The sequence below is a fragment of the Streptomyces sp. NPDC087787 genome (genome assembly GCF_044743035.1).
GTDB lineage: Bacteria > Actinomycetota > Actinomycetes > Streptomycetales > Streptomycetaceae > Streptomyces.
Window position 1 is genome coordinate 316618 of sequence record NZ_JBIUVQ010000003.1, and the last position, 26818, is coordinate 343435.

The following is a 26818-nucleotide window of genomic DNA, read 5'->3' on the forward strand; positions in this document are numbered from 1 at the left end:
TCCGTGCCTCCTGTCAGGATGAGGTCATGGGGAACGCGGAACTGCACGCGCTGCACATCCACCCGGTCAAGGCGCTGCGAGCCGTCACGCTCGCGGAAGCCGTCGTCCAGCCCTGGGGGCTGGCCGGGGACCGGCGCTGGGCGCTGATCGACGACGGGGGAAAGGTCGTCACGCAACGCCAGCAGCCACACCTCGCGTTGGCCGCCGCCGAGCCCGAGCCCGGCGGCGGTCTGCGTCTTTCCGCGCCCGGACGGGCCCCGGTCACGGTCGCCGTCCCCCCGCCCGGCGAGACGGTGACCGTGGACATCTTCGGCGAGAAGGTGGAGGCCGTCCCGGCGGACGAGGCCGCCCACGCCTGGTGCGGCGCCCTCGCCGGGGACGGAGTGCGTCTGGTCCACCTGGACGACCCCGCCACGCGCCGGCCCGTCGACCCGGACTACGCCCTGCCGGGCGAGACGGTGAGCTTCGCCGACGCCTTCCCGCTGCTGCTCACCGCCGTCTCCTCCCTGGCCTCCCTCAACTCCCTGATCGCCGAGGGGGATCACGCCGCCGAGGGCCCGCTCCCCATGAACCGCTTCCGGCCCAACGTGGTGGTGGCCGGGACCCCCGCCTGGGCCGAGGACGACTGGACGCGCATCGCGATCGGGGAGGTCGCCTTCCGGGTCGTCAAGATGTGCGGACGCTGCGTGGTGACCACCACCGACCAGGACACCGGCGTCCGCGGCAAGGAGCCGCTGCGCACCCTCGGCCGCCACCGCCGCTTCGGCGGCGAGCTGATCTTCGGCCAGAACCTGGTGCCCGAGTCCACCGGCACCATCCGGCTCGGCGACCCGGTCACCGTCCTCGAATGACCACCGGCCGCGGCCGGGAACCCGGGAGCGGGGCCCGGTCGTTGGGCTTTCGTGAGGAATGGATGAGATTCACCGGCCCGAGGTGATTTCCCTCTCTCTTCGGCCGACGAGCGGGCGAACGGTTCCGGCCGTAGTCATCACGGACCGGAGTCGTCGCGGAGGGGAAGGGGGTGCGACAACGGTGCGAACGATCGCCGGACTCCGGCGCTGGCGGCACAACCCGCTGCGGCGCGGGACCGATCTCGCCGAGGCCTGGGTGACCCTGGTCGCGCTGCTGCTCGTCCTCGTCGCCGCCCCCGTGATCGGCTGCCTCGTCGGATTCCTCGCCCAGGACGCCCTTCAGCAGTCCGTCCGCGAACAGGGCCGGTCCCGGCACCCGGTGACGGCCACGGTGGTGCAGAGGCTGAACCGGCTCGATCCGGATCCGGAGATCACCACGGGACGGGACCCGCGCAGCCGCGTCCTCGCCGACTGGACGGCCCCGGACGGCACCCGCCGGCACGGCCCGGTCACCACGACCCTGAGATCCCCCCGCCCCGGCGACCACTTCACGCTGTGGACGGACGAGCACGGCCGGACGGTGACCCGGCCCCTGGACTCCACGACGGCCACGACCCATGCCGTGCTGGCCGGCTGCGGCGCGGGCATGCTGACCGCGCTCCTGGTGGAGGGGATACGCCGGCTGATCGTCTGGCGCCTGGACCGCCGGCGGTACGCGCTCTGGGACCAGGCCTGGGACCGCGCGGGCCCGGACTGGGGCCGTACCGGCACCGGCAGCTGACGGCCTTTGGGCTCTGGTCAACCGAGCGTCCGCGCGCACGCTACGGTGGACCGGCCGACGCACTCGGCATCAACCAACCCGCGTACCACGAGGTGGGGGCACAGCAGCGCCATGGCACAGGGCACGGTCCAGGTGACGCACACCGGTACATCGCGGTGGCGGCGCCGCACGGGTGAGTACGCATCGCTCGCCGCCGCGCTGGAGGCCGCGGCCGACGGTGACGTGCTCACCGTCGCCCCGGGCACCTACCGGGAGAACCTCGTCGTACAGCGGGCGGTGACCCTGCGCGGCCCCGAGGGCGCCCCGGGCTCGGTGCGCATCGCCCCCACCGAGGGGGTGCCGCTTACCGTGCGCGCCTCCGCGGTGGTCCAGGACCTGCACGTCGAGGGCCAGGACGCCACCGCGCCCGCCCTGTTGGTGGAGGAGGGCGCGCCGGAACTCAGGGACGTGCGGATCGTGACCCGGTCCGCGGTCGGCATCGAGGTGCGCGGCGGCGCCCGGCCCACCGTGCGCCGCTGCACGGTCGACAACCCGGCCGGCGTCGGCATCGCCGTACTCGACGGCGCCGGCGGGGTGTTCGAGGAGTGCGAGGTCGTCGCGGCCGGGCAGTCGGGCGTGACGGTCCGCGGGGGCGCCCACCCCCGGCTGGAGAACTGCCGTGTCCACCACGTCTCCGGCGCGGGCCTGACCGCGACGGGCGACAACTCCGCCCTGGAGGCGGTGGGTTGCGAGGTCTACGAGGTCCGCGGCAGCGGTGTCCAGATCACCGGCCGCGCCACCGCGCACCTCACCGACTGCGATGTGCACCGCACCGCCGGGGACGGCGTCACGCTCGACACCGACGCCGTGCTGACCCTGGCCGACTGCCGCATCCACGACATTCCGGAGAACGCGGTGGACCTGCGTTCCCGCTCCGTGCTCACGCTGACCCGGACGACGGTGCGACAGTTCGGGCGCAACGGCCTCTCGGTGTGGGACCCGGGCACGCGCGTGGACGCCAACCAGTGCGAGATCTTCGACAGCACCGGCGACTACCCGGCGGTGTGGGTCAGCGACGGCGCCACCGCGGTGCTCGACTCCTGCCGGGTGCACGACGTGCCCGACGCGCTGTTCGTGCTGGACCGCGGCTCCCGCGCGGACGTCGTCGACAGCGACCTGTCGCAGGTGCGCAACACGGCGGTGTCGGTGAGCGACGGCGCCACCGCGCAGCTCGACGACTGCCGGATCAAGGACGCGGCCACGGGCGCCTGGTTCCGCGACCACGGCAGCGGCGGCACCCTCAACAACTGCACCCTGGACGACATCCAGACCGGGGTGATCGTCACCAAGGGCGCCGACCCCACCATCGAGCGGTGCACGGTCGCCTCCCCCGCCGAGGCCGGTTTCTACGTCTCCGCCGGAGGTCGCGGCAGTTTCCTGGACTGCCGGGTGACGGGCAGCGGCGGCTACGGCTTCCATGTGATCGACGGCTGCCGTACGACGCTCAGGAAGTGCCGTACGGAGCGATGCGCCCGCGGGGGTTACGAGTTCGCGGACGGCGGGCCGGACGCCGGGAACGGGTCGGGCCCCGTGGTCGAGGACTGCACCAGCGACGAGAGCGGCGGCGTACGCCCGCCGGCGGCCCGGGAGACGGCCGTGCAGACCGCGCTCCCGACCACCGGTCTGCTGGGCGCGATCCCCGGACAGCGCGCCACCGAGCAGGAGCCGCTGGTGGCCGCCGCCGAACCGGAGGCGCCCGCGCGGACGGCGAAGGACGTCCTCGGCGAACTCGACACACTGGTCGGCCTGGACAGCGTCAAGCGGGAGGTGCGCGCCCTGACCGACATGATCGAGGTGGGCCGGCGCCGTCAGCAGGCCGGTCTGAAGGCCGCCTCGGTCAAGCGTCATCTGGTCTTCACCGGCTCCCCCGGCACCGGCAAGACCACGGTCGCCCGGCTGTACGGCGAGATCCTGGCCTCCCTCGGTGTCCTGGAGAAGGGCCATCTGGTGGAGGTGTCCCGCGTCGACCTGGTCGGCGAGCACATCGGCTCCACCGCGATCCGCACCCAGGAGGCCTTCGAACGGGCCCGTGGCGGCGTGCTGTTCATCGACGAGGCGTACGCGCTCTCCCCGGAGGACGCCGGGCGCGACTTCGGCAAGGAGGCCATCGACACGCTGGTGAAGCTGATGGAGGACCAGCGGGACGCGGTGGTGGTGATCGTCGCCGGCTACACGGCGGAGATGGAGCGCTTCCTGTCCGTCAACCCGGGTGTGGCCTCCCGTTTCTCCCGCACCATCACCTTCAGCGACTACGGCCCCGACGAGCTGCTGAGGATTGTGGAGCAGCAGGCGGAGGAGCACGAGTACCGGCTGGCCCCGGACACGGCCGAGGCCCTGCTGGCGTACTTCTCCGCGGTCCCCAAGGGCCCCGCGTTCGGCAACGGCCGTACCGCGCGGCAGACCTTCGAGGCGATGGTGGAGCGGCACGCCGGGCGGGTCGCCCAGCTCGCCGAGCCGAGCACGGACGATCTGACGCTGCTCTACGCCGAAGACCTGCCCGCGCTGCCCTGAGAGGCGGGATCGTCCGGCGGCTCGGGGCCGTTGTGCGGTTCTCCGGCCGGGACGTCGGGCTGCCCGTCGCGGGGTGCCGGCAGGTCCGGGCGCAGCCGGGCGAGCAGCCACCGGCGTTCCTCGTCGAAGGCCGGGTCCGCCTGGTAGTAGGAAGGCCGGGGTGGTCGCGTTCCACCGCGGGGCGCTCGGCTCGGGCCGGACGCCGGGCACGCAGGGCCGGCCGGCCGCAGAGTGCCGGCAGCACGACGAGCAGCGGCGGGATGCCGGACGCCTGCCAGGTCAGCAGGACAGGTGGGCCCGGGATCGAGGCGCCGGTGCCGTCCAGCCAGTCGGCCACGCGCCGGCAGACCCCGCCGGACATCACGCCCCCGAGCGCGCAGGCCGGCACCGCGACCGCGGGTCCGCCCGGGCCCCGGAGCGCGACCCGGGTCTCGGGCCGGGTGCGGTACAGGACGTGGGCGACGACGGCGAGGGCGACGACCGGGAGGCCCTGGCCCAGTGCGATGCCGCCGAAGGCGGTGTCGCCCCGCCGGCCGGCCTGTCGACTCCCCAGCCCGGGCGGGACCATTCGGCGTACACCGCGGTGAGCAGGAGCAGCAGGAGGGCGCCGAGCGGCAGCCGCCGGACGAGGTGGCCGTCCACCTGCCGGTCGAGCAGGTCCTCGGTGCGGCCGCGGCGGCAGACGACCCGGATCATGGCGGCGGACCACACGAGCAGTGCGGCGAGCAGGAGCCGGCCCGCCGTGTCGAGGGCCCCGTCGCCGCCGTGGCCGCGGTCGAGAGCCCCGTGGGCACGGCGATCGTCGCGGCCACCGTCAGCAGGCCCGCGGCGGTGTGCGCGGCGCGCAGCCGGGCCACCAAGCGGCGCCCGTACCAGAAGCCGGGGCGGCTCAGGGATCCGCTGCCTGTGCCGTCCTCGGGCTCCGGGTCGCGGGAGATCGGCTGAGTGGACTCGTAGGCGCTCCAGGTGCGGTGCGCCAGGTACCACAGGAGCCCGGTGAGCGCGGCGGGCACCAGGGCGGCCAGGGCGAGGCGGCGGCCGGGCGCTCCACCGGCCGCCGGCCGCGGGCCGCGGGCCGCGGGCGACGGTGCCCGATCCTGGTGACGGGAGCCGCGCACGGGGGCGAGGCGGGGTGTGCGCGTGGGTCGGGTGCCGACGCGGTGGGAACCGCCCCATGACAGGATGGGACGTCCACGCCCCGGAGGGCATGACGGTCCTTCTCGTCGCCGACGGGCGCGCGGGGCGGGTCGGACGGCTTGAGGCGAAAGGAACCGGAGCACACGTGAGTGAGAATGGGAACCTCCTCGCGGAGCAGCGGCGCGCCCTGATCCTGGACGAGGTCCGGCGCCGCGGCGGTGTCCGGGTGAACGAGCTGACCCGGAAGCTCGGCGTGTCGGACATGACGGTGCGCCGCGATCTGGACGCGCTGGCCCGGCAGGGCGTGCTGGAGAAGGTGCACGGCGGCGCGGTACCGGTGGTCGAGGCCAGTACGCACGAGCCGGGTTTCGAGGCCAAGTCGGGTCTGGAGCTGACGGCCAAGGAGGACATCGCGCGGGCGGCGGCCCGGCTGGTCGCGCCGGGCACGGCGATCGCCCTCTCGGGCGGCACGACGACGTACGCGCTGGCCCAGCACCTGCTCGACGTGCCGGATCTGACCGTGGTCACCAACTCGGTCCGGGTCGCCGACGTCTTCCACTCGGCGCAGCGCACCTCCGGTCAGCGGACGGGCGCGGCGACGGTCGTGCTGACCGGCGGGGTGCGCACCCCGTCCGACTCGCTGGTGGGTCCGGTGGCCGACCAGGCGATCGCCGCGCTCCACTTCGACGTGCTGTTCCTGGGTGTGCACGGGATATCGGCCGAGGCGGGCCTGTCCACGCCGAACCTGGCGGAGGCCGAGACCAACCGGCGCCTCGTGCAGTCGGCGCGCCGGGTGGTGGTGGTCGCCGATCACACCAAGTGGGGTGTGGTGGGCCTGAGTTCCTTCGCCGCGCTGGACCGGATCGACACGCTGGTGACGGACGCGGGGCTGCCCGCGGAGGCACGCGCCGAGATCGCGGAGCACCTGCGGCTGGTGGTGGCGGGCGAGCCCGAGGACGAGACCGACATCTGAGGGCCCGCCGTCGAGGGCCGCCTCAGCCCGGCCACACCCCGGTCGTCAGGAACGACTCCAGCGTGCGCGTGTACGGGGCACTGTCGAGGCCCTGTTCGGCCAGCCAGGCGTCGGAGTAGTACTTGTCGAGGTAGCGGTCGCCCGGGTCGCACAACAGGGTCACGACGCTGCCCCGGCGGCCCTGCCGCAGCATCTCGGCGACGATCTTCAGGGCGCTCCACAGGCCCGTCCCGGTGGAGCCGCCCGCCTTGCGGCCGATGGCCCTCTCCAGGGCGCGTACGGCGGCCACGGCGGCCGCGTCAGGCACCTTCATCATGCGGTCGACGGCCCCGGGGACGAAGCTCGGTTCCATGCGCGGACGCCCGATGCCCTCGATGCGCGAGCCGCTGTCACAGGTGACGTCCGGATCGCCGGTGGTCCAGCCCTCGAAGAAGCATGAGTTGTCGGGGTCGGCGACGCAGATACGGGTGTCGTACTGCATGTAGTGGACGTAGCGCGCGATGGTCGCGGAGGTGCCGCCGGTGCCCGCGGTGGCGACGATCCACGCCGGCTCCGGGAAGCGCTCCAACTCGAGCTGCCGGAAGATGGATTCGGCGATGTTGTTGTTGCCGCGCCAGTCCGTGGCGCGCTCGGCGTAGGTGAACTGGTCCATGTAGTGGCCTCCGGTCTCGGCCGCGAGGGCGGCGGAGGCCTCGTACATGGTGCGCGGGTCGTCCACGAAGTGGCACCGCCCGCCGTGGAACTCGATCAGGCGGCACTTCTCTGCGCTGGTCGTGCGCGGCATGACCGCGATGAAAGGCACGCCGATCAGCTTCGCGAAGTACGCCTCCGAGACGGCCGTCGAGCCGCTGGAGGCCTCGATGACCGGGCGGCCCGGACGGATCCAGCCATTGCACAGGCCGTACAGGAACAGCGACCGCGCCAGCCGGTGCTTGAGGCTGCCGGTCGGGTGCGTCGACTCGTCCTTCAGGTACAGGTCGATGCCCCACGCCTCGGGCAGCGGGAAGCGCAGCAGATGGGTGTCGGCCGAGCGGTTGGCGTCGGCCTGCACCTTGCGGACGGCTTCTTTCAGCCAGTCCCGGTAGCCGCTGTCGCTGCGGTCGACGTCGAGGGTGTCGCCGGTCCTGCGCTGCTCGGTGGTGCTCACGGCGTGGCTCCTTACGCTGTGCGCCGGCGGCGTCGCGCGCGGCCGGACGCCCTCGATGATAGACACCTTCAACACGCTTCTCACCTGCATAAACACACCTTTGAGCGGCTCAAGGCGACGCTTGGGAGCACCTTTCGCCCGGGTTGGCCGACGACAAGGGGGCGCACGGGTCGGGGAGCGCATGCGCGCGAGTGCTCCGGGTGCCGCCCGCGAGCGCTCCCCGCGCACTGGTGCTGCGTGCCGAAGGCGTGCAGACTGCACCGCGGCGGGGCAAAGGGCCCGACGGGGCACAGCAATCTGGAACGAGCCGGGCCGGCTCGTGGACCGGGCGGGACGGGAGCCGGCGACAGGCACGAAGGCGACACGCACGAAGGGGCGGGGAGATGGCCGAACCGGAGTTCACGGCCACGGGCGTACGGATCGACAAGCGGCTGCGCTCACTCACCCGGGCCGGACGGGTCCGGATCCGCGACGGCAGGCTGGAGCTGCTGACCAGCTACGGCAGTGAGATCGACAGCGCGCCGGTGCGGTCGGTGCGCGCGTCCCAGCCCTGGTACGCCCCGGACGACCGGGCACTGGCCGACCTGGGCGGCAACCGGTACCTGCTGACCCTGGGCGAGCACGACCCCGCACCGGGCGAACCGGGGCCGCCCGCGGCCCGCCGGTTCGTCGAGGCCGTCCGCCGGGCGGCTGGGCGCGGCGGCTGAGCAAGGCGAGTTGCGTGACATCACCCCGTGGGTCACGCTGGTCTCACGTCACTCAGGGTTTACCGGCGATAACGCTGCGAACCAGCCCGCCGGCCAGACAGCAGGCGGCAATGTCACGCAGGCGTCCTGCTGCATCCGAAACGTCGTGTTCTTCCGGACCTCAACGTCGGGGAGTCGCAGCCGTGATCAGTCACCCAAGCAGGCACTGCACGGTGGAGCTCCAAGCCCTGCCGTCGCGGATCGGCCAGGTCCGCAGAATCGTATCGGCGCATCTGCGCTACTGGCATCTTGACGCTCTGATAGACCGGGCCGCGCTCGGTGTGACGGAGCTGTTGACCAACGTCCACCAGCACGCCCAGCCCGACAAGCTGTGCACCGTGGAGCTCGAACTGCTGCTCGAGCGGCTCACGGTGTCCGTGCGCGACCACGACCCGCGTCTTCCCGTGGTGGAGGAGATGGGCGACATCGCGCCGCTGGCCACCGAAGGGCGGGGGCTGGCGATGGTGGCCGCGATGAGCGAGAGCTGGGGCGCGCGGCCGGAGGGCGAGCAGGGGAAGGTCGTCTGGTTCATCCTGCCGACCGCCGCCCCTTCGATCGCGGTGCCGGCCCGGGTGCCGGCGCTCGTGACCGGGGAGCACTCCTCACGCCGCCTGGCCGAAGCCGCCTCCGCGCTCGACGGCATAAGGCCCGTCCGGCCCGTCCACGCCCCGGCCGGATCGGCCGTGGTCGGCTGACCACGTCCACATCCACATCCACGCCGTCGCCCGATCGGGCGACGGCGTGGGCGATGAGGCCGGGGCCATGACGGCTGACGGCCCGCGCGGCCCGCGGACGGCGACCGGACCGCGGACCGTGACCGGGCCGCGGGCCATACCCGCGACCGGACAGCGGACCGTGACCGCCACGGACCGTGACCGGGCCCCGGATCGAGACCGGGACGCGCGCCATGACCGCGTCACGGGCCGTGACCGGGCCCCGGGCCATAACTGGGCCACGGACCGAGACCGGGACGCGGCCGAAACCGCGCCACGGGCCGTGACCGGGGACGCTGCCGAGACCGGGGACGCTGCCGAGACCGGAACGCGGGCCATGACCGGGGACGCTGCCAAGACCGGAACGCGGGCCATGACCGGCGACGCTACCAAGACCGGACCGCGGCCGAGACCGGACCGCGGGCCATGACCGGACCGCTGCCAAGACCGGAACGCGGGCCGAAACCGCGCCACGGGCCGAAACCGGGCCCCGGACCGTGACCAGGACCCGGCCGGGACCAGGTCGCGGGCCCTGCCCCGGCCACGGGCCACAACCCCACGCGCCCCGACGACCTCGACGAGCGCGTCGATCCACTCGGGGTCGCCCCGCCGGCCCGCCAGGCCGAGCGGCAGCGTGATGTTCTCGGCGACGGTCAGGGTCGGCACCAGGTTGAACGCCTGGAAGACGAAGCCGACGCGGTCGCGGCGCAGCAGGGTCAGCCGGCGGTCGTCGAGGCCGGCCAGTTCGGTGTCGCCGATGTACGCGCTGCCGGAGGTGAGCGTGTCGAGCCCGGCCGCGCAGTGCATCAGCGTGGACTTGCCGGAACCCGAGGGGCCCATGATCGCGGTGAAGCGCCCGGCCGGGAAGCCGACGCTCACGCCGTCCAGGGCCCGTACGGCGGTGTCGCCTGCGCCGCGGACCTTCACGGCGTCGACGACCCGCGCGGCCGTCGCGGACGTGGTGGTGGAAGAGGCGGTGGAGGCGGGCGTGGTGGTCACCGGGCACCGCCGTTGCCGGTGCGGCCGAACTGCTCCTCCAGCACCGACAGCCGGCGCCAGTACTCGTCCTCGTCGATCTCGCCGGAGGCGAAGCGCCGGCCGAGGACGGCGAGCGGCGAGTCGGGGGCGGGACGCCCGTCCGGACCGCGCCAGAGCCCGGTGTCCATGCCGCGCCAGGGGGTGCCGCGGCCGCGCCGGGCGGTGCGGCGCAGGAGTGTGACGACGCCGACGGCGACGGCCGCCCAGCACAGTGGGAAGAAGAGGATCCACGGCCCGGGGCCGCCGTCCCAGTTCGCCAGGGTCTGCATCTTGGTTCATCTCCCTAGAGGGGTCTGCCGAGAAAGCCGCGGAGAGTTCTCCGGTGCTGCGTCGACAGTGGCTCGGGGAGGGGCTCCGGGTCGTCGTACGGCCAGCGGCAGTGCGGCTACCTCCCGGGGAGTACGGGGGCGTGCGGCGGCTCCTCCGTGCGGCAGGCCCCGGCTGATCCGGCGCGGGCCGCGGTCCGGCGGGCGGGGACATGCGGCCTGCCGCGCCGGAAGTACGAGGGCCCGGTGACCGCACGCCCCGGCCACGGGTCGGGGCGTGGGGGGCATCCGGGGCACGTGGAGGCGCGCGGTCACCAGGCGCGGTACGCGGGTCCGCGCCCCCGCCGCTCCAGGGCGCCGGGGCCGAATCAGGTCAGGGCTGTCAGGGGGTCGTCGAGGACCGGTTGCCAGGCCAGTTCGGCGGCGCCGACCAGACTGTTGTGGTCGAGGGTGCAGGAGAGGACCGGGACGACACCGCTCTGGCCCCACAGGCTACGGTCGGCGACGACGGCGCGCAGACGGTCGGGGGCGGCGTCGAGCAGGGTGCGGTGCAGTCCGCCGAGGATGATCCGGTCCGGGTTGAGAATGTTCACCAGCCCGGCCAGGCCCAGGCCCAGGCGGTCGGCGAGGGTCTCGACGGCCCCGCGGACGGCCGGGTCGTCGTAGTGGTCGCGGACCAGGTCCTCGGCCTGCCGCAGCAGGGACACCTCGGGGCCCATCTCGCGGCCTGCGGCGGTCAGGAACGCCAGCGGATCCGTCTCGACGTCCAGGCAGCCGCGGCTGCCGCAGTGGCAGGGACGGCCCTCGGGGTTGACGGTGAGGTGGCCGACCTCGAGCGCCAGGCCCGAACTGCCCGTGTGCAGCCGCCCGTCCAGGACCAGCGCGCCGCCGACGCCCCGGTGCCCGGTCGCCACGCACAGCAGGTCGCGCGCGCCGCGCCCGGCGCCGTGCCGGTGCTCGGCGAGCGCGGCGAGGTTGACGTCGTTGGCGGCGAAGGCCGGTCCGGTGATCCCGGCGGCGCGCACGTACTGCGCGAAGATACGGCGGACCGGCGCTCCGGCGGGCCAGTCCAGATGGAGCGGGTTGAGGGCGAGGCCGTCCGGTTCGGCGACCGCGGACGGCACGGCGAGTCCGGCGCCGACGCAGCGCAGGCCGGTCGTGCGCAGCAGCTCGGCGCCGGCCTCGACGACGGAGCCGAGCACTTTCGCGGGGTCGGCGTCGACGGTCCCGCAACCGGGCGCGGTCGCCACGATCCGGCCGCCGAGGCCCACCAGGGCGGCGCGGAAGCCGTCGGCGTGCACCTGCGCGGCGAGGGCGACGGGCCCATCCTCCGCGACCGCCAGGCGGTGCGAGGGGCGCCCCTGGGAACCGGCCGCCGCGGCGGGCCGGGCGTCGACCCGGATCAGGCCCAGCGCCTCCAGTTCGGCGGCCACCGCGCCGGCCGTCGCCCGGGTCACCCCCAGCTCGGCGGTGAGGACCGCGCGGGTGGGGGCACGGCCGGTGTGCACGAGCTCCAACGCGGGCCCGAGCGCGCCGCGCCCCCGGTCCAGCCGTGTCCTGGAGGTGCTCCCTTCCCCCGGCGTCCGGGGGTCCGCCTTGCCGCTCATGGGGGTGAGTCTCCCATGATCCGCACATCCGTCGGCCAGCGACTCGTCCGGCGGTCCTGGTCACAAGCCGCTCACCCTGAGGGTGAGGTTCAGCCGTCCGGTCAGCCCCAACTCGGGCGGTGCCGTGCCCGGATGGACGCGCGGTACGCCGTGGTGGGCGAGGCGGGACGGGCCGCCGAACACGAACAGGTCGCCGCTGCGCAGTTCGACGTCGGTCCAGGGCCGGGCGCGGGTCTCGGGGTTGCCGAAGCGGAACACGCACGTGTCGCCGAGGCTCAGCGACACCACGGGCGCGCCGGACGTCTCGTCGCTGTCGCGGTGCATGCCCATGTGCGCGTCGGCGTCGTAGAAGTTGATCAGGGCGATGTCGTACGGCGCCGGACCGGCCGCGCCGGGGCCCAGGGCGTCGCTCACGGCGCCGCGGGCCAGCTCGTCCAGCCATGCGGGGAACGGCTTCACCGGGGCGCCGTCGCCGTCGACCACGGTGTCGGCGTAGCCGTACGGGTACCAGTGCCGGCCCAGGCAGACCTGCCGGGCGGTCATCGTGCCGCCGCCGGGTGTGCGCACCGTGCGCAGGCCTGCCGGCGGGCGGGCCCACTCGCGGCAGGCGGCGAGCAGCGCGCGCTGCCGGCCCGGATCCAGCCAGTCCGGCAGGTGCACGGCGCCCGGCGCCATCTGCCTGCGGTCGCGCGGGAACAGCTCGGCATCCATGGTTCCCATCCTGCCGGACGCGGCGTGAGCTGGCGCTCCGCTAGCCTTGACGGGCGATGAACGACCGTATGACCACACCGTGGGGCGAGCTGGAGCTCGCCCGGTTCCCGCAGGACCCGCGTGACCGGCTCCGGGCCTGGGACGCCTCCGACGAGTACCTGCTGGGGCACCTCGACGAGCAGGGCACCGAACTGTCCGGGACCGTCGTGGTCGTCGGCGACCGCTGGGGCGCCCTGGTCACGGCACTGGCCGCGCACCAGCCGGTGCAGATCACCGACTCCTTCCTCACCCAGGAGGCGACCCGCGCGAACCTCGCCCGGTGCGGTGCGGAGCCCGGCACGGTACGCCTGCTGACCACGCAGGATCCGCCGCCCGGCCGGATCGACGTGCTGCTGGTGCGGGTGCCCAAGAGCCTGGCGCTGCTGGAGGACCAGTTGCTGCGCCTGGCGCCCTCGGTGCACGAGGGCACGGTCGTCGTCGGCACCGGGATGGTGAAGGAGATCCACACCTCCACGCTGGCGCTGTTCGAGCGGATCCTGGGTCCCACCCGGACCTCGCTCGCGCGGCGCAAGGCCCGCCTGATCCTCTGTACGCCGGATCCCTCATTGGAGCGGCCCGCGAACCCGTGGCCGCACACCTACACGCTGCCCGGCGGCATCGGCGCCGCCTCCGGGCGGACCGTCGTCAACCACGCGGGCGTCTTCTGCGCCGACCGGCTCGACATCGGCACGCGGTTCTTCCTCGGGCACCTGCCGGAAGCCGGTGATGGCCGCCGGGTGGTGGACCTGGGCTGCGGCAACGGCGTCGTCGGTACGGCGCTGGCGCTGGCGAACCCCGGCGCCGAAGTGCTGTTCACGGACGAGTCGTTCCAGGCCGTCGCCTCCGCGGAGGACACGTACAGGGCGAACGGCGTGCCGGGGCAGGCCGAGTTCAGGGTCGGCGACGCGCTGGCCGGGGTGCCGGCCGGCAGCGTGGACCTGGTCCTGAACAACCCGCCCTTCCACTCGCACCAGGCGACCACGGACGGGGCGGCCTGGCGGATGTTCACCGGGGCGCGGCGCGCGCTGCGCCCCGGCGGTGAGCTGTGGGTGATCGGCAACCGCCACCTCGGCTACCACGTCAAGCTGCGCCGGCTGTTCGGCAACAGCCGGCTCGTCGCGAGCGATCCGAAGTTCGTGGTGCTGCGGGCCGTCAAGAGGTAGGAGCGGTACGGCGTGAGCCGATCACGCCGACGAGGCGCTCCACCTCCCCCACCATGGCCTCGCGGCCCACGCTGAGGTACTTGCGGGAGTCGACGGCCTCCGGGTGGGCGGCGAGGAAGTCACGGATCGCGGCGGTCATCGCGATGTTGAGGGCGGTGCCGACGTTGACCTTGGCGATGCCCCCGGTGACGGCGGCGGTCAGTTCGCCGTCGGGGACGCCGGAGGAGCCGTGCAGGACGAGCGGCACGTCCAGCGCTCCGGAGAGCCGTTTGATGAGGTCGTGGTCGAGGGCCGCGGTGCGCTCGGTCATGGCGTGGGCGTTGCCGACGGCCACGGCCAGGGCGTCCACCCCGGAGCCGGCGACGAACGCGTGCGCCTCGGCGGGGTCGGTGCGCGCGCCGGGGGCGTGGGCGTCCAGCGGCGGCGCGCCGTTCTTGCCGCCGACCTCGCCCAACTCGGCCTCGATCCAGAGCCCCTGGGCGTGTGCCCAGGCCGCGGCGGCGCTGGTCGCGGCGAGGTTCCGCGTGTAGGGCAGCCGGGAGGCGTCGTACATCACGGAGCTGAAGCCGGCGTCGGCCGCCTGGCGCAGCAGGTCGTCGCTCTGCACGTGGTCGAGGTGCAACGCGACGGGTACGGCGGCGCGTTCGGCCGCCGTGGCGGCGGCGCGGGCGAGCGGCAGCAGCCGTCCGTAGCGGAACGAGACGGCGTTCTCGCTGACTTGGAGGACGACGGGTGCGCCGGCCGCCTCGGCCCCGGCGACGACGGCCTCGACGTGTTCCAGCGTGATGATGTTGAAGGCGACGACTGCGGAGCGCGCGGCGGCGGCGCGGGCGACCAGCTCGCCGGTGGCTGCAAGCGGCACGGTCTGTCCTTTCCGGTGCTGGATCGGGTGACGGCGCGTCAGGGCGCGAGGATCACCGAGCGGGTGAGGTGGCGGGGCCGGTCCGGGTCGAGGCCGCGAGCGGCGGCGACGGCGACGGCGAGCCGCTGGGCGCGGATCAGTTCGGCGAGTGGATCGAGTTCGCCCTCGATCCACAACCCGCCCGTGGCGCGGACCTGTTCGGCGAGCCCGTCCGGTGCCCGGCCGAGCATCCAGGTGGCCGTGCCGTCCGTGGTGACACTGATGGGGCCGTGCCGGTACTCCATCGCCGGGTACGCCTCGGTCCAGGACAGCGAGGCCTCGCGCATCTTCAGCCCGGCCTCGTTGGCCAGTCCGACGGTCCAGCCCCGGCCCAGGAAGGTGAACTGCTCGCAGGAGAGGAGCTGTTCGGGCAGTGGGGCGGACAGAGCCGTGCGGGCGTCGACGACCACCTCGTCGGTGTGCAGGCCGAGGTGGGCGCGCAGCAGGGTGAGGGCGGTGGTCGCGAACCGCGTCTGCACCACGGAGCGTTCGTCCGCGAAGTCCAGGACCACGATCTCGTCGGCGGCGTCCATCACGGGGGTGCCCGCGTCGGCGGTGACCGCCGTCGTCCGGGTGCGTCCCTTCAGCTCCCGCAGCACGTCGAGCACTTCGGTGGTGGTGCCGGATCGGGTGAGGGCGAGGACCCGGTCGTAGGAGCGTTCACAGGGGAACTCCGAGGCGGCGAAGGCGTCGGTCTCCCCCTGCCCGGAGCCCTCGCGCAGCGCGGCGGCGGCCTGGGCCATGAAGTACGACGTGCCGCAGCCGACGATGGCGACCCGCTCCCCCTGCGCGGGCAGCGCCCGGCCGTGGACGGCTACGTCGGCCGCGACGCGGGCCCAGCACTCGGGCTGACTGGTCAGTTCGTCCTCGACATGGCTCACGGCCCCTCCTCCTGCTCCAGCGGATGCGCTTTTCTGCAAGATAGCGCCGAATTTCAAGCACAATCAAGCATCTTGAGGTGTTCCCGGTGCGTTAGGGTCACGAAGGATCGAGGGAACGGAGGAGGCGGATGTCACGCGACGCCCGCTGGAAGGCACTGCTGGAGCTGCTCGTGGAGCGCGGCCGGCTGGACGTCGAGGACGCGGCGTCCGGACTGGGGGTGTCGGCCGCGACGATCCGGCGGGACTTCGACCAGCTCGCCGAGCAGCAGATGCTGGTCCGCACCCGGGGCGGGGCCGTGGTGCACGGCGTCTCCTACGAGCTGCCGCTGCGGTACAAGACGGCCCGCCACGCCTCCGAGAAGCAGCGGATCGCGAAGGCGGTCGCGGAACTCGTAGCGCCCGGCGAGGCGGTCGGCCTGACCGGCGGCACGACGACCACGGAAGTGGCCCGCGCCCTGGCGGTGCGCGCCGACCTGGCCGTCGGCTCGCCCGCGCTGACCGTGGTGACCAACGCGCTCAACATCGCCAACGAGCTCGCCGTCCGGCCCCAGTTCAAGATCGTGCTGACCGGAGGAGTCGCGCGGCCGCAGTCGTACGAGCTCATCGGGCCACTCGCGGACGGGGTGCTGAGTCAGATCACGCTCGACGTGGCGGTGCTCGGGGTGGTCGGCTTCGACGTGGCGCACGGCGCGGCGGCGCACGACGAGGCCGAGGCCGCCGTCAACCGGCTGCTGTGCGAGCGTGCCGAGCGTGTCGTCGTGGCCGCCGACTCCAGCAAGCTGGGCCGGCGGGCCTTCGCCCGCATCTGCGCCGCCGAGTCGGTGGACACCCTGGTCACGGACACGGCGGCGGGGCCGGAGACGGTGCGCGCGTTCGAGGAGGCGGGCCTGCGGGTGCTGACCGTGTGACAGCGCCGGTCCCGCATCCGGACTACAGCCGCACGAAGCCCACGCCTCGGACGTCGTTGCAGCCGCAGGGGGCGGTCCGGCCGTCGTCCGGCGGCCCCTGCTGGGCCTTGAGCGCCACGCTCGTCAGACTCATCAGCAGATCGACGTCGGCCGAGCCGTCGAGGCGGACCGTCACCCACGAGGAGCCCGGCACGACGCGGATCGCGGCGAAGCGCCGCAGGTCGCGTTCCAGGCGGCGGATCGCCCGGACGGTCAGGCGGAGGTCGACGTCGCGGTCGGAGTGGAAGTGGGCGATCTCCCCGCCCGCCGAGCTGAGCGCCTGCCCGTTGCCGCAGCTCGGCACCGCCTCCGAGAGGTCCGGCCAGGTTGCCAGCTGGGCGAGAGCACGCGCGGCGAGCGTCATGGTTCCATCATGGCGTGCTCACCGTACGGCAACGGCCCGGTGAGAAAGCCTTAACCGATCCGTGTCCGAAAGACCCGGCGCGGCCCGTCGGCCCGTGCGTTCCACGGCGGTCCCACGGGGGCCGTGCCACCGGCCCCGGCCGTCCCTTTCCGGGCTCCCCGCAGGCCTTGGACCGCCTCCGGGGGGACACTGGCAGTAGGGGCCGTCGATGCTCACGAGGGGGTGTCGAAGGTGGCACGTCGTTCGGGAGTGTGGCTGTGGCGCTGGCGGCGCAATCCGCTCCGGCGCACCAGTGACGTGGTCGAGGCGTGGATCCTGCTCGTCGCCTGGGTCCTGGCCGTGGCGGGCGGCGTCCTCGCGGGCGTGCTGACGGCGGGCGCGATGCAGCAGGCCGCGGAGCGGGTCCGCGCCGACACCCACTCGGTGCGGGCCGTGGTGACGCAGGAGGCTGCCCGCGGGGCGGTCCGGCCGGTGGGCAGTGCCCTGGGGTGGGGGACGGTCCGCTGGACGGACGCGGACGGCTCGGCGCACACGGGCCGGACCAGGGTCCCGGTCTCCGCGGCACCCGGCGACCACGTCACGGTGTGGACGAACGGGCGGGCCCTGCCGGCGCCCCCGCCGGCCTCATCGGCCGACATCGCCTTCCAGACGACCCTGGGCGGCCTCTGGGCGGGAACGACCACCGCGGGTGTCGTCATCGGCGGTGCCAAGCTGGCCCGGACCCGGCTCGACCGCCGGCGCTTCGCCCAGTGGGACGAGGAGTGGGCGCGCGCGGACACGCCCTGGGGATGGAAGACCGGCTGACGGCGGGTGGAGGACGGGGGAGGCCGCCTCGCCCCAGGGAGTGCCCGGCCACCGTTCCCTGCTGGACGGCGCTGATCCGGCGCCGCGCCGCAGCGGGCGCCGCGCCGATGGCTGATCCCGGCCGTCCCCCGCGCCGGCCTGCCTCATCAGGTCATCCGGCCGGGCACCTCCGGGTGTTCGACCCGGCAGACCAGGGCGTCGTTCACGACGTCCGCGACGATCGTGTCACCGGGGTCGGCCGAATCGCTCAGCAGCAGGGAGGCGATGCGGTTGTCGAGTTCGGACTGGATGGTGCGGCGCAGCGGACGGGCGCCGAACTCGGGCTGGTGACCGTGGGCGATCAGCAGCCTCTTCGCGGCGTCGGTGACCTCCAGGTCCAGGCCCTGGGCGCGCACGCGCCGGCGGCTGTGGTCGAGGAGCAGGTCCAGGATCCGGCCGAGGTCTTCCTCGCTGAGGCCGTGGAAGATGATGATGTCGTCGATGCGGTTGAGGAACTCCGGCAGGAACCGTCCGCGCAGATCCTCCATCAGCTGGTCCTTGATCGCTGCGACGTTCCCGTGGTGGACCAGGATCCGCTGCGCGCCGATGTTGGAGGTCATGATGAGCACGGTGTTGCGGAAGTCGACGGTACGGCCCTGGGCATCGGTGAGGCGGCCGTCGTCGAGGACCTGGAGCAGGGTGTTGAAGACGTCGGGGTGCGCCTTCTCCACCTCGTCGAAGAGCAGCACGCTGTAGGGCTGGCGGCGCACCTTCTCGGTGAGCTGGCCGGCCTCCTCGTGGCCGACGTAGCCGGGCGGGGCCCCGACGAGCCGGGAGACGGTGTGCTTCTCCTGGAACTCGCTCATGTCGAAGCGGACCATCCGGTCCTCGTCCCCGAACAGCAACTCGGCGAGCGCCTTGGCCAGTTCGGTCTTGCCGACCCCGGTGGGGCCGAGGAACAGGAAGGAGCCGACAGGCCGGTTGGGGTCGCTCATGCCGGCGCGGCTGCGGCGCACCGCCTGCGCGATCGCGGTCACCGCCTCGTCCTGGCCGACGACCCGTGAGTGCAGCGCGTCCTCCAGCTTCAGCAGCCGCTCCTTCTCGCTCTCGGTGAGCTGGGCGACGGGGATGCCGGTGCGCCGGGACAGCACGTCGGCGATGTCGTCGACGGTCACCTCAAGGACGCCTTCGCGGCGCTCGGCGAGACCCTCCAGTTCCGTCTCCGTCTCGGCGATCCGGTCCTTGATCTCGGAGGCCCGTTCGAAGGCCTCCGCGGCGACGGCCTGGTCCTTCTCGCGGCGCAGCTTGGCCAGCCGGTCCTCACGCTCGACGACCTCGGTGGACCGGCCCAGGGACCGCAGGCGCACCCGGGCGCCGGCCTGGTCGAGCAGGTCGATGGCCTTGTCGGGCAGGAACCGGTCGGTGACGTAGCGGTCCGACAGCTCGGCCGCGGCGACGAGGGCGTCGTCGCTGTAGCGGACCTGGTGGTGGGCCTCGTAGGAGTCGCGCAGCCCCTCCAGGATCTGCACGGTCTCCTCGACGCTCGGCTCGGGCACCATGACGGGCTGGAAGCGGCGCTCCAGGGCGGCGTCCTTCTCCACGTACCGCCGGTACTCGTCGAGGGTGGTGGCGCCGACGACATGCAGCTCACCACGGGCGAGGGCCGGTTTGAGGATGTTGCCCGCGTCCATGGCGCCCTCGCCGGTGGCACCGGCGCCGACCACCGTGTGCAGTTCGTCCAGGAACAGGATCGTCGACTCGGAGGCCGCCTTGACCTCGTCGATGACGTTCTTCAGCCGCTCCTCGAACTGGCCCCGGTACTGGGCGCCCGCCACCAGTCCGGTGAGGTCCAGGGCGACCACCCGCTTGTTCTCCAGGGTCTTCGGCACGTCCTCGTTGACTATGCGCTGGGCCAGCCCCTCGACGATCGCGGTCTTGCCGACGCCGGGCTCGCCGATCAGCACGGGGTTGTTCTTCGTGCGGCGGGAGAGGACCTCGACGGTCTGCTCGATCTCCGCGGCCCGCCCCACCACCGGGTCCAGCTTCGCGGCACGGGCCTCCTCGGTCAGGTCGCGTCCGTACTGGTCCAGGGTCGGGGTGTCGCTCCGGGGTTCGGCGCCGCCGGGTGCCGTGTCGGGGCGGGAGGCGGTGTCGGCGCTGCGGCGCAGCGCGTCCGTCTCGATGCCGTGGGCGCTGAGGGCACGTGCCGCCGCGGCGCCCGGGGTGTCGAGGAGCGCGCCGAGGATGTGCTCGGGGCCGATGTACGACACTCCGGCCGCCCGCGAGTGCTCGTAGGCGCGCAGCAGCACCCGCTTGGCGGCCGGGGTGAGGCCGGGCTGCGCGGAGGGGGTGCCGCTCTCGCCGGGCAGCGCCTCGGCGAGAGCCGCGCCGAGGCGGTCCGGGTCGGCTCCGGCCTGGGCGAGCAGGCCGCGGGCCGGCTCCACCTGGGTGCACGCCCAGAGCAGGTGCTCGGTATCCAGGTCGGAGCTGCCGTCCTCGGCCGCCCGCCCGGTGGCCTGGTTGATCAGCTCGCGCGCGGAGTCGGTCAGCAGCCGTCCGATCGGCACCCGCTGCACCTGCGGGGGCGCCGCGCCCGGCGTCATGCCGAAGAAACGGTTGAGGATCTCGGAGAACGGGTCCTGGCCGCCGAAGGAGGCGCCGAAGGGGGACATCGTCATGATCGCCGTCCGGAACGTGGGCAATGAGTCACCTTCCAGCCCAACCCGCCGAATGGAGTATCGCAACGCGGCCTACGCCGGTCCAGTGCCGTCGCCTCCGGCGGAGACCGCGCCGTACCGTCCCGTCCGGGCCGCCGGACCGGCACCCACCGCCGAGCGGACGGGCCCGGCACCGGGGCGCGGGCGTCCGGGACGGCCACGGGGCGCTGCCGTGGCACGGGCACGGTGCGCAGCCGGACCGCAGGCCCCGTACCCGCACGCCACCGCGCCCGGGGGCGACACCGAGGCCGCTCGCGGCGGCGCCCAGGACACGTTCGGCACGGGCTTCGCCGTGGACGGCGCCGACGAGCCGCCGCGCGCCGCTCCGGGCGGTCAGCCCAGCCAGCCCGGGCGCACCAGGCCCGATTCGTAGGCCAGGACGACCAGTTGGGCACGGTCGCGCGCGCCGAGTTTGACCATGGTGCGGCTGACGTGGGTCTTGGCGGTCAGGGGACTGACGACGAGGCGGCGGGCGATCTCCTCGTTGGACAGGCCGATACCGACCAGGGCCATCACCTCGCGTTCGCGTTCGGTGAGCTGAGCGAGGGCGCCGGCGGCGGCCGGTTCCTTGGAGCGGGCGGCGAACTCGGCGATCAGGCGCCGCGTCACGCCGGGAGAGAGCAGGGCGTCGCCGCCGACCACCGCCCGTACCGCGCGCAGGAGTTCGTCGGGTTCGGTGTCCTTGACCAGGAAGCCGGAGGCACCCGAGCGGATCGCCTCGAAGACGTACTCGTCGAGCTCGAAGGTGGTGAGCATGACCACCTTGACGTCCTTCAGCCGCGGCTCGCCGGTGATACGGCGGGTCGCGGCGAGTCCGTCGAGCAGCGGCATGCGGATGTCCATGAGCACCACGTCGGGGCTCAGCTCGCGCACCTTGCGCAGGGCCTCCTCCCCGTCCGCGGCCTCCCCGGCGACCTCTATGTCCGGCTGGGCGTCGAGCAGCGCCTTGAAGCCTGCCCGTACCAGCGACTGGTCGTCGGCCAGCAGTACCCGGATCACCGGTTCTCCTCCTCGGTCGTCAGGGGCAGTACGGCCAGCACCCGCCAGCCGCCGTCGGGGCGCGCGCCCGCGTCGATGGTGCCGCCGAGCGCGGCGGCCCGCTCCCGCATCCCGGCCAGGCCGTTGCCGCTGCCGCCGGCGTCCGCCCCGGTGGCGGGCCCGTCGTCGTCGACGCGCAGCCGCAGCGCGCGGCGGCCGTGGTCGAGGAGCACGCGCGCGTGCCGCGATCCCGAGTGGCGTACGACGTTGGTGAGCGCCTCCTGAACGATGCGGAAGGCGGCGAGGTCCGTGCCTGGTGGCAGCCGCGGCGGCGCCCCCTGCACCTCGACGGCGAGCCCGGCTGCCGCCGCCTGGTCCACCAGCTCGGACAGCCGGCCGAGGCCCGGCGCCGGAGCACGGGGGGCGTCACCGGGGGTACGCAGGGTGTCGAGCACCTGACGAACCTCCCCCAGCGCCTCCTTGCTGGCGGCCTTGATGGTGGCCAGCGCCGTGCGCGCCTGCTCCGGGTCGGTGTCCAGCAGGGCGAGGCCGACGCCCGCCTGGACGTTGATGACGGAGATGCTGTGCGCGAGGACGTCGTGCAGTTCACGGGCGATCCGCAGCCGCTCCTCGTCGGCCCGCCGCCGGGCCGACTGGGCGCGCTCGGCGCGTTCCTTGGCCCACTGCTCGCGGCGCACCCGGGCCAGCTCCGAGACCGCGACGACGGCCACCACCCAGGTGGCGACGGCCAGTTCCTGTCCCCAGGAGGCCGCGGTGTCCCCGGGCGGGGGCAACCATCGGTACAGCCAGAGCGAGATCAGCGCGTGGGCGGCCCACAGGGTGCCCAGCGCCGCCCACGCGGCCCTGCGGTGCCCGGCGACGACGGCGCTGAAGCAGCTGACCACGACGGCCAGGAAGACGGGTCCGTACGGGTATCCGGCGGCGTAGTAGACGAGGGTCGTCGCCGCCGTGCCGCACACCACGAACGCCGGACACCGCTTGCGCCACAGCAGCATCCCCGAGGTCACGAGCAGCAACGCGAACCCGAAGGCGTCCAAGGGCTCCCGGTGGCCGCGCTGGTTGTGGGCCGAGAAGTGGGTGCCGACCAGCACGAAGACGGTGAACAGCGCGGTGGAGAGCCATGGCCGACGGCGGCCGGGCTCCGCCTCCTCGCCGACGGCACGGTGCCACCACGGGGGTCCGTGCCGCCACCACTGCGGCGGGCCGCCCCGGCGTACGCGCTGCTCCGTCATGACCGCCACGCTAGACGCCGGCGCCGCCGGGGGCGTCAGCCGGACGAGGTGATCACACCTACTCCCCGGGAAGTACGCGCCCTCACGCCGCCCCGAAAGCACGGCGCCCTCTCAAACGCCCGGCAGGTTCCCGTCCCGTCCCGGCTGCGGTCAGGCCCTCAGCCCGATCCCGTGCGCGAGTCGCGTCACCGCGTGCCGGAAGAACGGCTCGCGGTCCTCCACGACCCGGTTGAACTGGCCGAACAGCTCGAACCCGACCAGCCCGAAGAGCTGCGCCCACGCGGCGACGAGCGCGGGCCCCACCTCGGGCGGCAGGCCGGGCGCCAGGTCCGCGGTGATCCGCTCGGCCTCGCCCCGCAGCTCGGCGGGGAGCGGCGGCCCGGTCAACCCGTCCCGCTCATGGGCGTCGCGCACGACGCCGATGAGGACCAGACCGACGCGGGCCGCGGCCGGGACGGTGGTCATCGGGGCGGTGTAACCGGGCACGGGAGTGCCGTAGATGAGGGCGTACTCGTGCGGGTGTACGAGCGCCCAGTGGCGCACCGCCTCGCACACGGCGGTCCAGCGCGCCAGGGGCTCGGCGCCGGCCGCCTCCGCGTTCGCCGCCTCCGCGGCCTCGCCCACGGAGTCGTAGGCGTCGATGATGAGCGCCGTCAGCAGATCGTCCCGGCTCGGGAAGTACCGGTACAGCGCGGAGGAGACCATGCCGAGCGCGCGGGCCACGGCACGCAGCGAGAGCTTGGCGGCACCCTCGGACGCGAGCTGTCTGCGGGCCTCGTCCTTGATCGCGGCGGTGATCTCCGTCCTGGCCCGGGCGCGGGCTCCCTGTGCGGTGCTCATGCCGACCAGTGTTCCATGAATCCAGAGCACTGCACACAAAAAAGAGCACTGCTCTTGCTTTGGATCGCCGATCCACCCCACACTGTTCATCGAACGAGAGCACTGCTCTCCCGAACCGAACCCATGGGGGTCACCATGTCGTCGTCCTCGTCGTCCTCCTCGCCCTCCTCGTCTTCGTCGCCGTACTACCTCAAGGGCAGCCCGACGGCAGTCCGTCTCAACGGCGTCATCGGTTGGCTGGCCCGCCGCGGGCTGAGCCTCGCCGGCTCGGCCGAGCTGACGGTGCGCGGCCGTACGAGCGGCAATCCGCAGCGCATTCCCGTCAACCCGCACACGTACGAGGGCGCGCAGTACCTCGTCTCGGCGCGCGGCCACTCCCAGTGGGTGCGCAACATGCGCGCGGCGGGCGGCGGGGAACTGCGCGTCGGGCGGAAGGTCCGCGAGTTCACCGCGGTGGAGCTGCCCGACGCCGAGAAGCTCCCGGTCCTGCGGACCTACCTGGAGCGGTGGGGCTGGCAGGTCGACGGGTACTTCAAGGGCGTCACGGCGAAGTCCTCCGACGAGGAGATCGCCGCGTCCGCCCCCGACCACCCGGTCTTCCGCATCACGGTCAGGAACTGACCGTGTCCTCGGCGGCGGGCGGCGCCGGCCGCCGGTCCAGCGCCGTCAGGGCGCGGTGGGCCATGGGGTGGGTGCGGACGAGCTCACCGAGCGAGGTCGAACCCTGCGTGATCTCCTTGAACGCCTTCCAGGCGGGCCGGAAGCCGGTCAGGACGGCGTGGAAGATCCCCGGCCGCCGCTCGAACACCGCGAGCATCCGCTTGCCCACGGCCATCTCCACGCCCAGCCCCGCCTTGATGGCGAACGCGTAGTTCAGGGCCTGGCGCCGGGTGTCCACCGCGTCGTGCGCCTCGGCGACGCGCACCGCCCACTCCCCCGCGAGCCGCCCGGACCTGAGCGCGAAGGAGATGCCCTCGCGCGTCCACGGTTCGAGGAGTCCGGCCGCGTCCCCGCACACCAGCACCCGCCCCCGCGAGAGCGGCGAGTCCTCGGCCCGGCAGCGCGTCAGATGCCCCGAGGAGATGCTCGGTTCGAACCCGGCCAGGCCCAGCCGGGCGATGAAGTCCTCCAAGTACCGCTTGGTGGCGGCGCCCTCGCCACGCGCCGAGATCACCCCGACGGTCAGCGTGTCCGCCTTGGGGAAGACCCAGCCGTAACTGCCCGGCATCGGCCCCCAGTCGATGAGCACCCGTCCGCGCCAGTCCTCGGCGACGGTCTCCGGCACCGGGATCTCCGCCTCCAGGCCGAGGTCCACCTGGTCCATCTTCACCCCGACATGGGCTCCTATCCGGCCGGCGCTGCCGTCGGCGCCGACCACCGCGCGCGCGAGCACCGTCTCACCGCCCTGGAGCACCACGGCGACCGTGCGCCGGTCCGGTACCGCCGAACCGTGCTGCTCGACCCGCGAGACCGCGGCGCCGGTCCGCAGCTCGGCGCCGGCCTTCTGCGCGTGCTCGACCAACTGCTGGTCGAACTCGGGCCGGTTGATCAGGCCGAACAGCATCTGCCTGGAGCGGCGGGTGCGGGTGAAGCGGCCGTTGTGGGAGAAGGTCACCGCGTGCACGCGGTCCTTCAGCGGAAGCTCGAAGCCGGGCGGCAGCGAGTCGCGCGAGGGGCCGATGATCCCCCCGCCGCACGTCTTGTAGCGGGGCAGCTCCGCCTTCTCCAGCAACAGCACGCGTCGTCCCGCGACCGCCGCCGCGTAGGCGGCCGAGGCCCCCGCGGGTCCCGCGCCCACCACGACGACGTCCCACACCCGCTGCACGTCGTCCGCCGAAGAGTTGTCGCTGCTCACGATGGTCTACCGCTCCCGATCAAGCCGCCTGCCGCTGCTGTCTCCCGCATCCTACGGCGGCCCCGGTGGTGGGCCGCTGTGGGAGGATCAGCAGCGTACGTGCCCCGTACACAGGGTCGCGCCTACGCTGACACGATCATCCGCAATACAGAAGTGCTCGGAAGTATCTCCCCGATACCCATGAGTTCTCCTTCGCACCTACAAGGAGCGTGCCCATGTCGTCTAATCCGGTCGCGGAGACCGTCGCGTCCCTGATGCCCAGGGCGCGGGCGGAACTCGCCGAGCTGGTGGCCTTCCGGTCGGTGGCGGACTTCGACCAGTACCCGAGGAGCGAGAGCGAGGGCGCCGCGAACTGGATCGCCGACGCGCTGCGCGCCGAGGGCTTCACGGACGTGGCTCTGCTCGACACTCCGGACGGCACCCAGTCGGTCTACGGCTACCTGCCCGGTCCCGAGGGCGCGAGGACGGTCCTGCTCTACGCCCACTACGACGTGCAGCCGCCGCTGGACGAGGCCGGCTGGACCAGCCCGCCCTTCGAGCTGACCGAGCGCGACGGCCGCTGGTACGGGCGTGGTGCCGCCGACTGCAAGGGCGGCCTCATCATGCACCTGCTCGCCCTGCGTGCCCTGAAGGCCGACGGCGGCGTCCCGGTCAACGTCAAGGTGATAGCCGAGGGCTCCGAGGAGCAGGGCACCGGCGGCCTGGAGCGCTACGCCGAGGAGCACCCGGAACTCCTCACCGCCGACACCGTCGTGATCGGCGACACCGGCAACTTCCGCGCCGGTCTGCCCACCGTCACCAGCACCCTGCGCGGCATGACCATGGTCCGGATCCAGGTCGACACCCTCGAAGGCAACCTGCACTCGGGCCAGTTCGGCGGTGCCGCCCCGGACGCGCTCGCCGCGCTGATCCGCGTCCTCGACTCGCTGCGCGCCGAGGACGGCTCGACGGCCGTCGACGGCCTGGCCGGCGACTCCGTCTGGGACGGCCTGGCCTACGAGGAGGAGCAGTTCCGCAAGGACGCCAAGGTGCTGGACGGCGTGGAGCTTATCGGCTCCGGCACGGTCGCCGACCGCATCTGGGCCCGCCCCGCCGTCACCGTGCTCGGCATCGACTGCCCGCCGGTCGTCGGCGCCACCCCGTCCGTGCAGGCCGGTGCCCGTGCCCTGGTCAGCCTGCGGGTGCCGCCGGGCGTCGACGCGGGCGAGGCGACCAAGCTGCTCCAGGCCCACCTGGAGGCCCACACCCCCTGGGGCGCCCGGGTGAGCACCGAGCAGATCGGCCAGGGCCAGGCCTTCCGCGCCGACACCACCAGCCCGGCCTACCGGGCGATGGCCGACGCGATGGCGGTCGCCTACCCCGGCCAGGACATGCAGTACGCCGGTCAGGGCGGCTCCATCCCGCTCTGCAACACCCTCGCCGCCCTCTACCCGCAGGCCGAGATCCTGCTGATCGGCCTGAGCGAGCCGGAGGCGCAGATCCACGCCGTGAACGAGAGCGTCTCCCCCGAGGAACTGGAGCGCCTGTCGGTCGCGGAGGCGCTGTTCCTGCGCAACTACGCGGCGAGCTGACCGTTC

Annotated in this window: 23 protein-coding genes and 2 pseudogenes; 11 read left to right on the plus strand and 14 right to left on the minus strand. The window is 73.6% G+C overall.

Annotated features, from left to right (window positions below; genetic code table 11):
- Window positions 1-26: 26 nt before the first annotated feature.
- The 3 genes from ACIOWN_RS07390 to ACIOWN_RS07400 all read left to right on the plus strand — a co-directional run bounded on the left by ACIOWN_RS07390 (window position 27) and on the right by ACIOWN_RS07400 (window position 4182).
- Entirely contained in the window at window positions 27-851 is an 825-nt protein-coding gene (locus tag ACIOWN_RS07390) for an MOSC domain-containing protein (RefSeq protein WP_401980977.1), read from the plus strand.
- 181 nt (window positions 852-1032) lie between these two features.
- Complete coding sequence (locus ACIOWN_RS07395) at window positions 1033-1632, plus strand: hypothetical protein (protein WP_362349721.1); 600 nt, start codon at window positions 1033-1035, stop codon at window positions 1630-1632.
- A gap of 111 nt (window positions 1633-1743) precedes the next feature.
- Window positions 1744-4182 (plus strand): right-handed parallel beta-helix repeat-containing protein, encoded by a 2439-nt coding sequence (locus ACIOWN_RS07400; protein WP_362349723.1) that lies wholly within the window; start codon window positions 1744-1746, stop codon window positions 4180-4182.
- A gap of 154 nt (window positions 4183-4336) precedes the next feature.
- On the opposite strand, the pseudogene ACIOWN_RS07405 reads toward ACIOWN_RS07400, so the two are convergent.
- A pseudogene (locus tag ACIOWN_RS07405) lies at window positions 4337-5256 on the minus strand (hypothetical protein); the annotation flags it as partial.
- A 208-nt stretch (window positions 5257-5464) separates the two neighbouring features.
- Between ACIOWN_RS07405 and ACIOWN_RS07410 the strand changes: the two are divergent.
- Entirely contained in the window at window positions 5465-6292 is an 828-nt protein-coding gene (locus ACIOWN_RS07410; RefSeq protein WP_362349725.1) for a DeoR/GlpR family DNA-binding transcription regulator, read from the plus strand.
- 22 nt (window positions 6293-6314) lie between these two features.
- On the opposite strand, the gene ACIOWN_RS07415 is transcribed toward ACIOWN_RS07410, so the two are convergent.
- Window positions 6315-7439, minus strand: a complete 1125-nt coding sequence (locus ACIOWN_RS07415; protein WP_362349727.1) for a PLP-dependent cysteine synthase family protein — start codon at window positions 7437-7439, stop codon at window positions 6315-6317.
- A 383-nt stretch (window positions 7440-7822) separates the two neighbouring features.
- Here ACIOWN_RS07415 and ACIOWN_RS07420 point away from each other — a divergent pair, with 383 nt between their 5' ends.
- Window positions 7823-8146 carry a hypothetical protein gene (locus ACIOWN_RS07420; RefSeq protein ID WP_362349728.1) on the plus strand — a complete coding sequence of 108 codons (324 nt, stop codon included), beginning with the start codon at window positions 7823-7825 and terminating at the stop codon, window positions 8144-8146.
- 182 nt (window positions 8147-8328) lie between these two features.
- Window positions 8329-8880 (plus strand): ATP-binding protein, encoded by a 552-nt coding sequence (locus ACIOWN_RS07425; protein ID WP_401980982.1) that lies wholly within the window; start codon window positions 8329-8331, stop codon window positions 8878-8880.
- A gap of 576 nt (window positions 8881-9456) precedes the next feature.
- Here the strand turns inward: ACIOWN_RS07425 and ACIOWN_RS07430 are convergent.
- The 4 genes and pseudogenes from ACIOWN_RS07430 to ACIOWN_RS07445 all read right to left on the minus strand — a co-directional run.
- Window positions 9457-9897 (minus strand): annotated as a pseudogene (locus ACIOWN_RS07430) (ATP-binding cassette domain-containing protein); the annotation flags it as partial.
- Window positions 9894-10205: an SHOCT domain-containing protein gene (locus tag ACIOWN_RS07435; RefSeq protein ID WP_401980985.1), complete on the minus strand. Its 312-nt coding sequence runs from the start codon at window positions 10203-10205 to the stop codon at window positions 9894-9896. The gene ACIOWN_RS07435 and the pseudogene ACIOWN_RS07430, both read right to left, overlap by 4 nt.
- 365 nt (window positions 10206-10570) lie before the next feature.
- Window positions 10571-11809 carry an ROK family protein gene (locus ACIOWN_RS07440; protein ID WP_362349732.1) on the minus strand — a complete coding sequence of 413 codons (1239 nt, stop codon included), beginning with the start codon at window positions 11807-11809 and terminating at the stop codon, window positions 10571-10573.
- A 60-nt stretch (window positions 11810-11869) separates the two neighbouring features.
- Window positions 11870-12520, minus strand: a complete 651-nt coding sequence (locus tag ACIOWN_RS07445; protein WP_401980987.1) for an alpha-ketoglutarate-dependent dioxygenase AlkB family protein — start codon at window positions 12518-12520, stop codon at window positions 11870-11872.
- Window positions 12521-12588: 68 nt separating this feature from the next.
- On the opposite strand from ACIOWN_RS07445, the gene ACIOWN_RS07450 reads away from it, so the two are divergent.
- Entirely contained in the window at window positions 12589-13722 is a 1134-nt protein-coding gene (locus tag ACIOWN_RS07450) for a methyltransferase (protein ID WP_362349883.1), read from the plus strand.
- Here the strand turns inward: ACIOWN_RS07450 and ACIOWN_RS07455 are convergent.
- Both ACIOWN_RS07455 and ACIOWN_RS07460 read right to left on the minus strand, forming a co-directional pair.
- Complete coding sequence (locus tag ACIOWN_RS07455; RefSeq protein WP_362349735.1) at window positions 13712-14584, minus strand: ketose-bisphosphate aldolase; 873 nt, start codon at window positions 14582-14584, stop codon at window positions 13712-13714. The genes ACIOWN_RS07450 and ACIOWN_RS07455 overlap by 11 nt on opposite strands.
- Before the next feature lie 38 nt (window positions 14585-14622).
- The gene (locus tag ACIOWN_RS07460) at window positions 14623-15504 is read right to left on the minus strand and encodes an SIS domain-containing protein (RefSeq protein WP_362349737.1); all 882 of its coding nucleotides are present in this window, start codon (window positions 15502-15504) and stop codon (window positions 14623-14625) included.
- A 128-nt stretch (window positions 15505-15632) separates the two neighbouring features.
- Here ACIOWN_RS07460 and ACIOWN_RS07465 point away from each other — a divergent pair, with 128 nt between their 5' ends.
- Window positions 15633-16412 carry a DeoR/GlpR family DNA-binding transcription regulator gene (locus ACIOWN_RS07465; protein ID WP_362349739.1) on the plus strand — a complete coding sequence of 260 codons (780 nt, stop codon included), beginning with the start codon at window positions 15633-15635 and terminating at the stop codon, window positions 16410-16412.
- Window positions 16413-16434: 22 nt separating this feature from the next.
- Here ACIOWN_RS07465 and ACIOWN_RS07470 read toward each other — a convergent pair whose 3' ends face one another.
- Window positions 16435-16815, minus strand: a complete 381-nt coding sequence (locus ACIOWN_RS07470; protein ID WP_401980990.1) for a luciferase family protein — start codon at window positions 16813-16815, stop codon at window positions 16435-16437.
- A 231-nt stretch (window positions 16816-17046) separates the two neighbouring features.
- Between ACIOWN_RS07470 and ACIOWN_RS07475 the strand changes: the two genes are divergently transcribed.
- The gene (locus tag ACIOWN_RS07475; RefSeq protein WP_401980992.1) at window positions 17047-17619 is read left to right on the plus strand and encodes a hypothetical protein; all 573 of its coding nucleotides are present in this window, start codon (window positions 17047-17049) and stop codon (window positions 17617-17619) included.
- Window positions 17620-17765: 146 nt separating this feature from the next.
- Here the strand turns inward: ACIOWN_RS07475 and ACIOWN_RS07480 are convergent, their stop codons facing one another.
- The 4 genes from ACIOWN_RS07480 to ACIOWN_RS07495 form a co-directional block, all read right to left on the minus strand.
- A complete protein-coding gene (locus ACIOWN_RS07480) occupies window positions 17766-20276 on the minus strand; it encodes an ATP-dependent Clp protease ATP-binding subunit (protein ID WP_401981092.1) in 2511 nt (836 codons plus the stop codon).
- A gap of 372 nt (window positions 20277-20648) precedes the next feature.
- Entirely contained in the window at window positions 20649-21314 is a 666-nt protein-coding gene (locus ACIOWN_RS07485) for a response regulator transcription factor (RefSeq protein WP_362349742.1), read from the minus strand.
- Window positions 21311-22546, minus strand: a complete 1236-nt coding sequence (locus tag ACIOWN_RS07490) for a sensor histidine kinase (protein ID WP_401980995.1) — start codon at window positions 22544-22546, stop codon at window positions 21311-21313. The genes ACIOWN_RS07485 and ACIOWN_RS07490 overlap by 4 nt, the downstream gene beginning before the upstream one ends.
- 150 nt (window positions 22547-22696) lie before the next feature.
- Window positions 22697-23386, minus strand: coding sequence for a TetR/AcrR family transcriptional regulator (locus ACIOWN_RS07495; RefSeq protein WP_401980997.1), 690 nt, complete (start codon window positions 23384-23386; stop codon window positions 22697-22699).
- Between the two features lie 135 nt (window positions 23387-23521).
- On the opposite strand from ACIOWN_RS07495, the gene ACIOWN_RS07500 reads away from it, so the two are divergent.
- Window positions 23522-24007: a nitroreductase family deazaflavin-dependent oxidoreductase gene (locus ACIOWN_RS07500; protein WP_401980999.1), complete on the plus strand. Its 486-nt coding sequence runs from the start codon at window positions 23522-23524 to the stop codon at window positions 24005-24007.
- On the opposite strand, the gene ACIOWN_RS07505 is transcribed toward ACIOWN_RS07500, so the two are convergent.
- Window positions 23997-25241 carry a geranylgeranyl reductase family protein gene (locus ACIOWN_RS07505; RefSeq protein ID WP_401981001.1) on the minus strand — a complete coding sequence of 415 codons (1245 nt, stop codon included), beginning with the start codon at window positions 25239-25241 and terminating at the stop codon, window positions 23997-23999. The two genes, ACIOWN_RS07500 and ACIOWN_RS07505, sit on opposite strands and share 11 nt — an antisense overlap.
- Window positions 25242-25456: 215 nt before the next feature.
- On the opposite strand from ACIOWN_RS07505, the gene ACIOWN_RS07510 reads away from it, so the two are divergent.
- Window positions 25457-26812 (plus strand): dipeptidase, encoded by a 1356-nt coding sequence (locus tag ACIOWN_RS07510; protein WP_362349750.1) that lies wholly within the window; start codon window positions 25457-25459, stop codon window positions 26810-26812.
- The last annotated feature ends 6 nt before the right edge of the window (window positions 26813-26818 follow it).

Coding starts and splice junctions, on each gene's coding strand:
- ACIOWN_RS07510 (WP_362349750.1), top strand. CDS start 25,457: ATGTCGTCTAATCCGGTCGCGGAGACCGTCGCGTCCCTGATGCCCAGG.
- ACIOWN_RS07400 (WP_362349723.1), top strand. CDS start 1,744: ATGGCACAGGGCACGGTCCAGGTGACGCACACCGGTACATCGCGGTGG.
- ACIOWN_RS07450 (WP_362349883.1), top strand. CDS start 12,589: ATGACCACACCGTGGGGCGAGCTGGAGCTCGCCCGGTTCCCGCAGGAC.
- ACIOWN_RS07480 (WP_401981092.1), bottom strand. CDS start 20,276: ATGACGATGTCCCCCTTCGGCGCCTCCTTCGGCGGCCAGGACCCGTTC.
- ACIOWN_RS07465 (WP_362349739.1), top strand. CDS start 15,633: ATGTCACGCGACGCCCGCTGGAAGGCACTGCTGGAGCTGCTCGTGGAG.
- ACIOWN_RS07440 (WP_362349732.1), bottom strand. CDS start 11,809: ATGAGCGGCAAGGCGGACCCCCGGACGCCGGGGGAAGGGAGCACCTCC.
- ACIOWN_RS07490 (WP_401980995.1), bottom strand. CDS start 22,546: ATGACGGAGCAGCGCGTACGCCGGGGCGGCCCGCCGCAGTGGTGGCGG.
- ACIOWN_RS07435 (WP_401980985.1), bottom strand. CDS start 10,205: ATGCAGACCCTGGCGAACTGGGACGGCGGCCCCGGGCCGTGGATCCTC.
- ACIOWN_RS07470 (WP_401980990.1), bottom strand. CDS start 16,815: ATGACGCTCGCCGCGCGTGCTCTCGCCCAGCTGGCAACCTGGCCGGAC.
- ACIOWN_RS07420 (WP_362349728.1), top strand. CDS start 7,823: ATGGCCGAACCGGAGTTCACGGCCACGGGCGTACGGATCGACAAGCGG.
- ACIOWN_RS07445 (WP_401980987.1), bottom strand. CDS start 12,520: ATGGATGCCGAGCTGTTCCCGCGCGACCGCAGGCAGATGGCGCCGGGC.
- ACIOWN_RS07500 (WP_401980999.1), top strand. CDS start 23,522: ATGTCGTCGTCCTCGTCGTCCTCCTCGCCCTCCTCGTCTTCGTCGCCG.
- ACIOWN_RS07495 (WP_401980997.1), bottom strand. CDS start 23,386: ATGAGCACCGCACAGGGAGCCCGCGCCCGGGCCAGGACGGAGATCACC.
- ACIOWN_RS07390 (WP_401980977.1), top strand. CDS start 27: ATGGGGAACGCGGAACTGCACGCGCTGCACATCCACCCGGTCAAGGCG.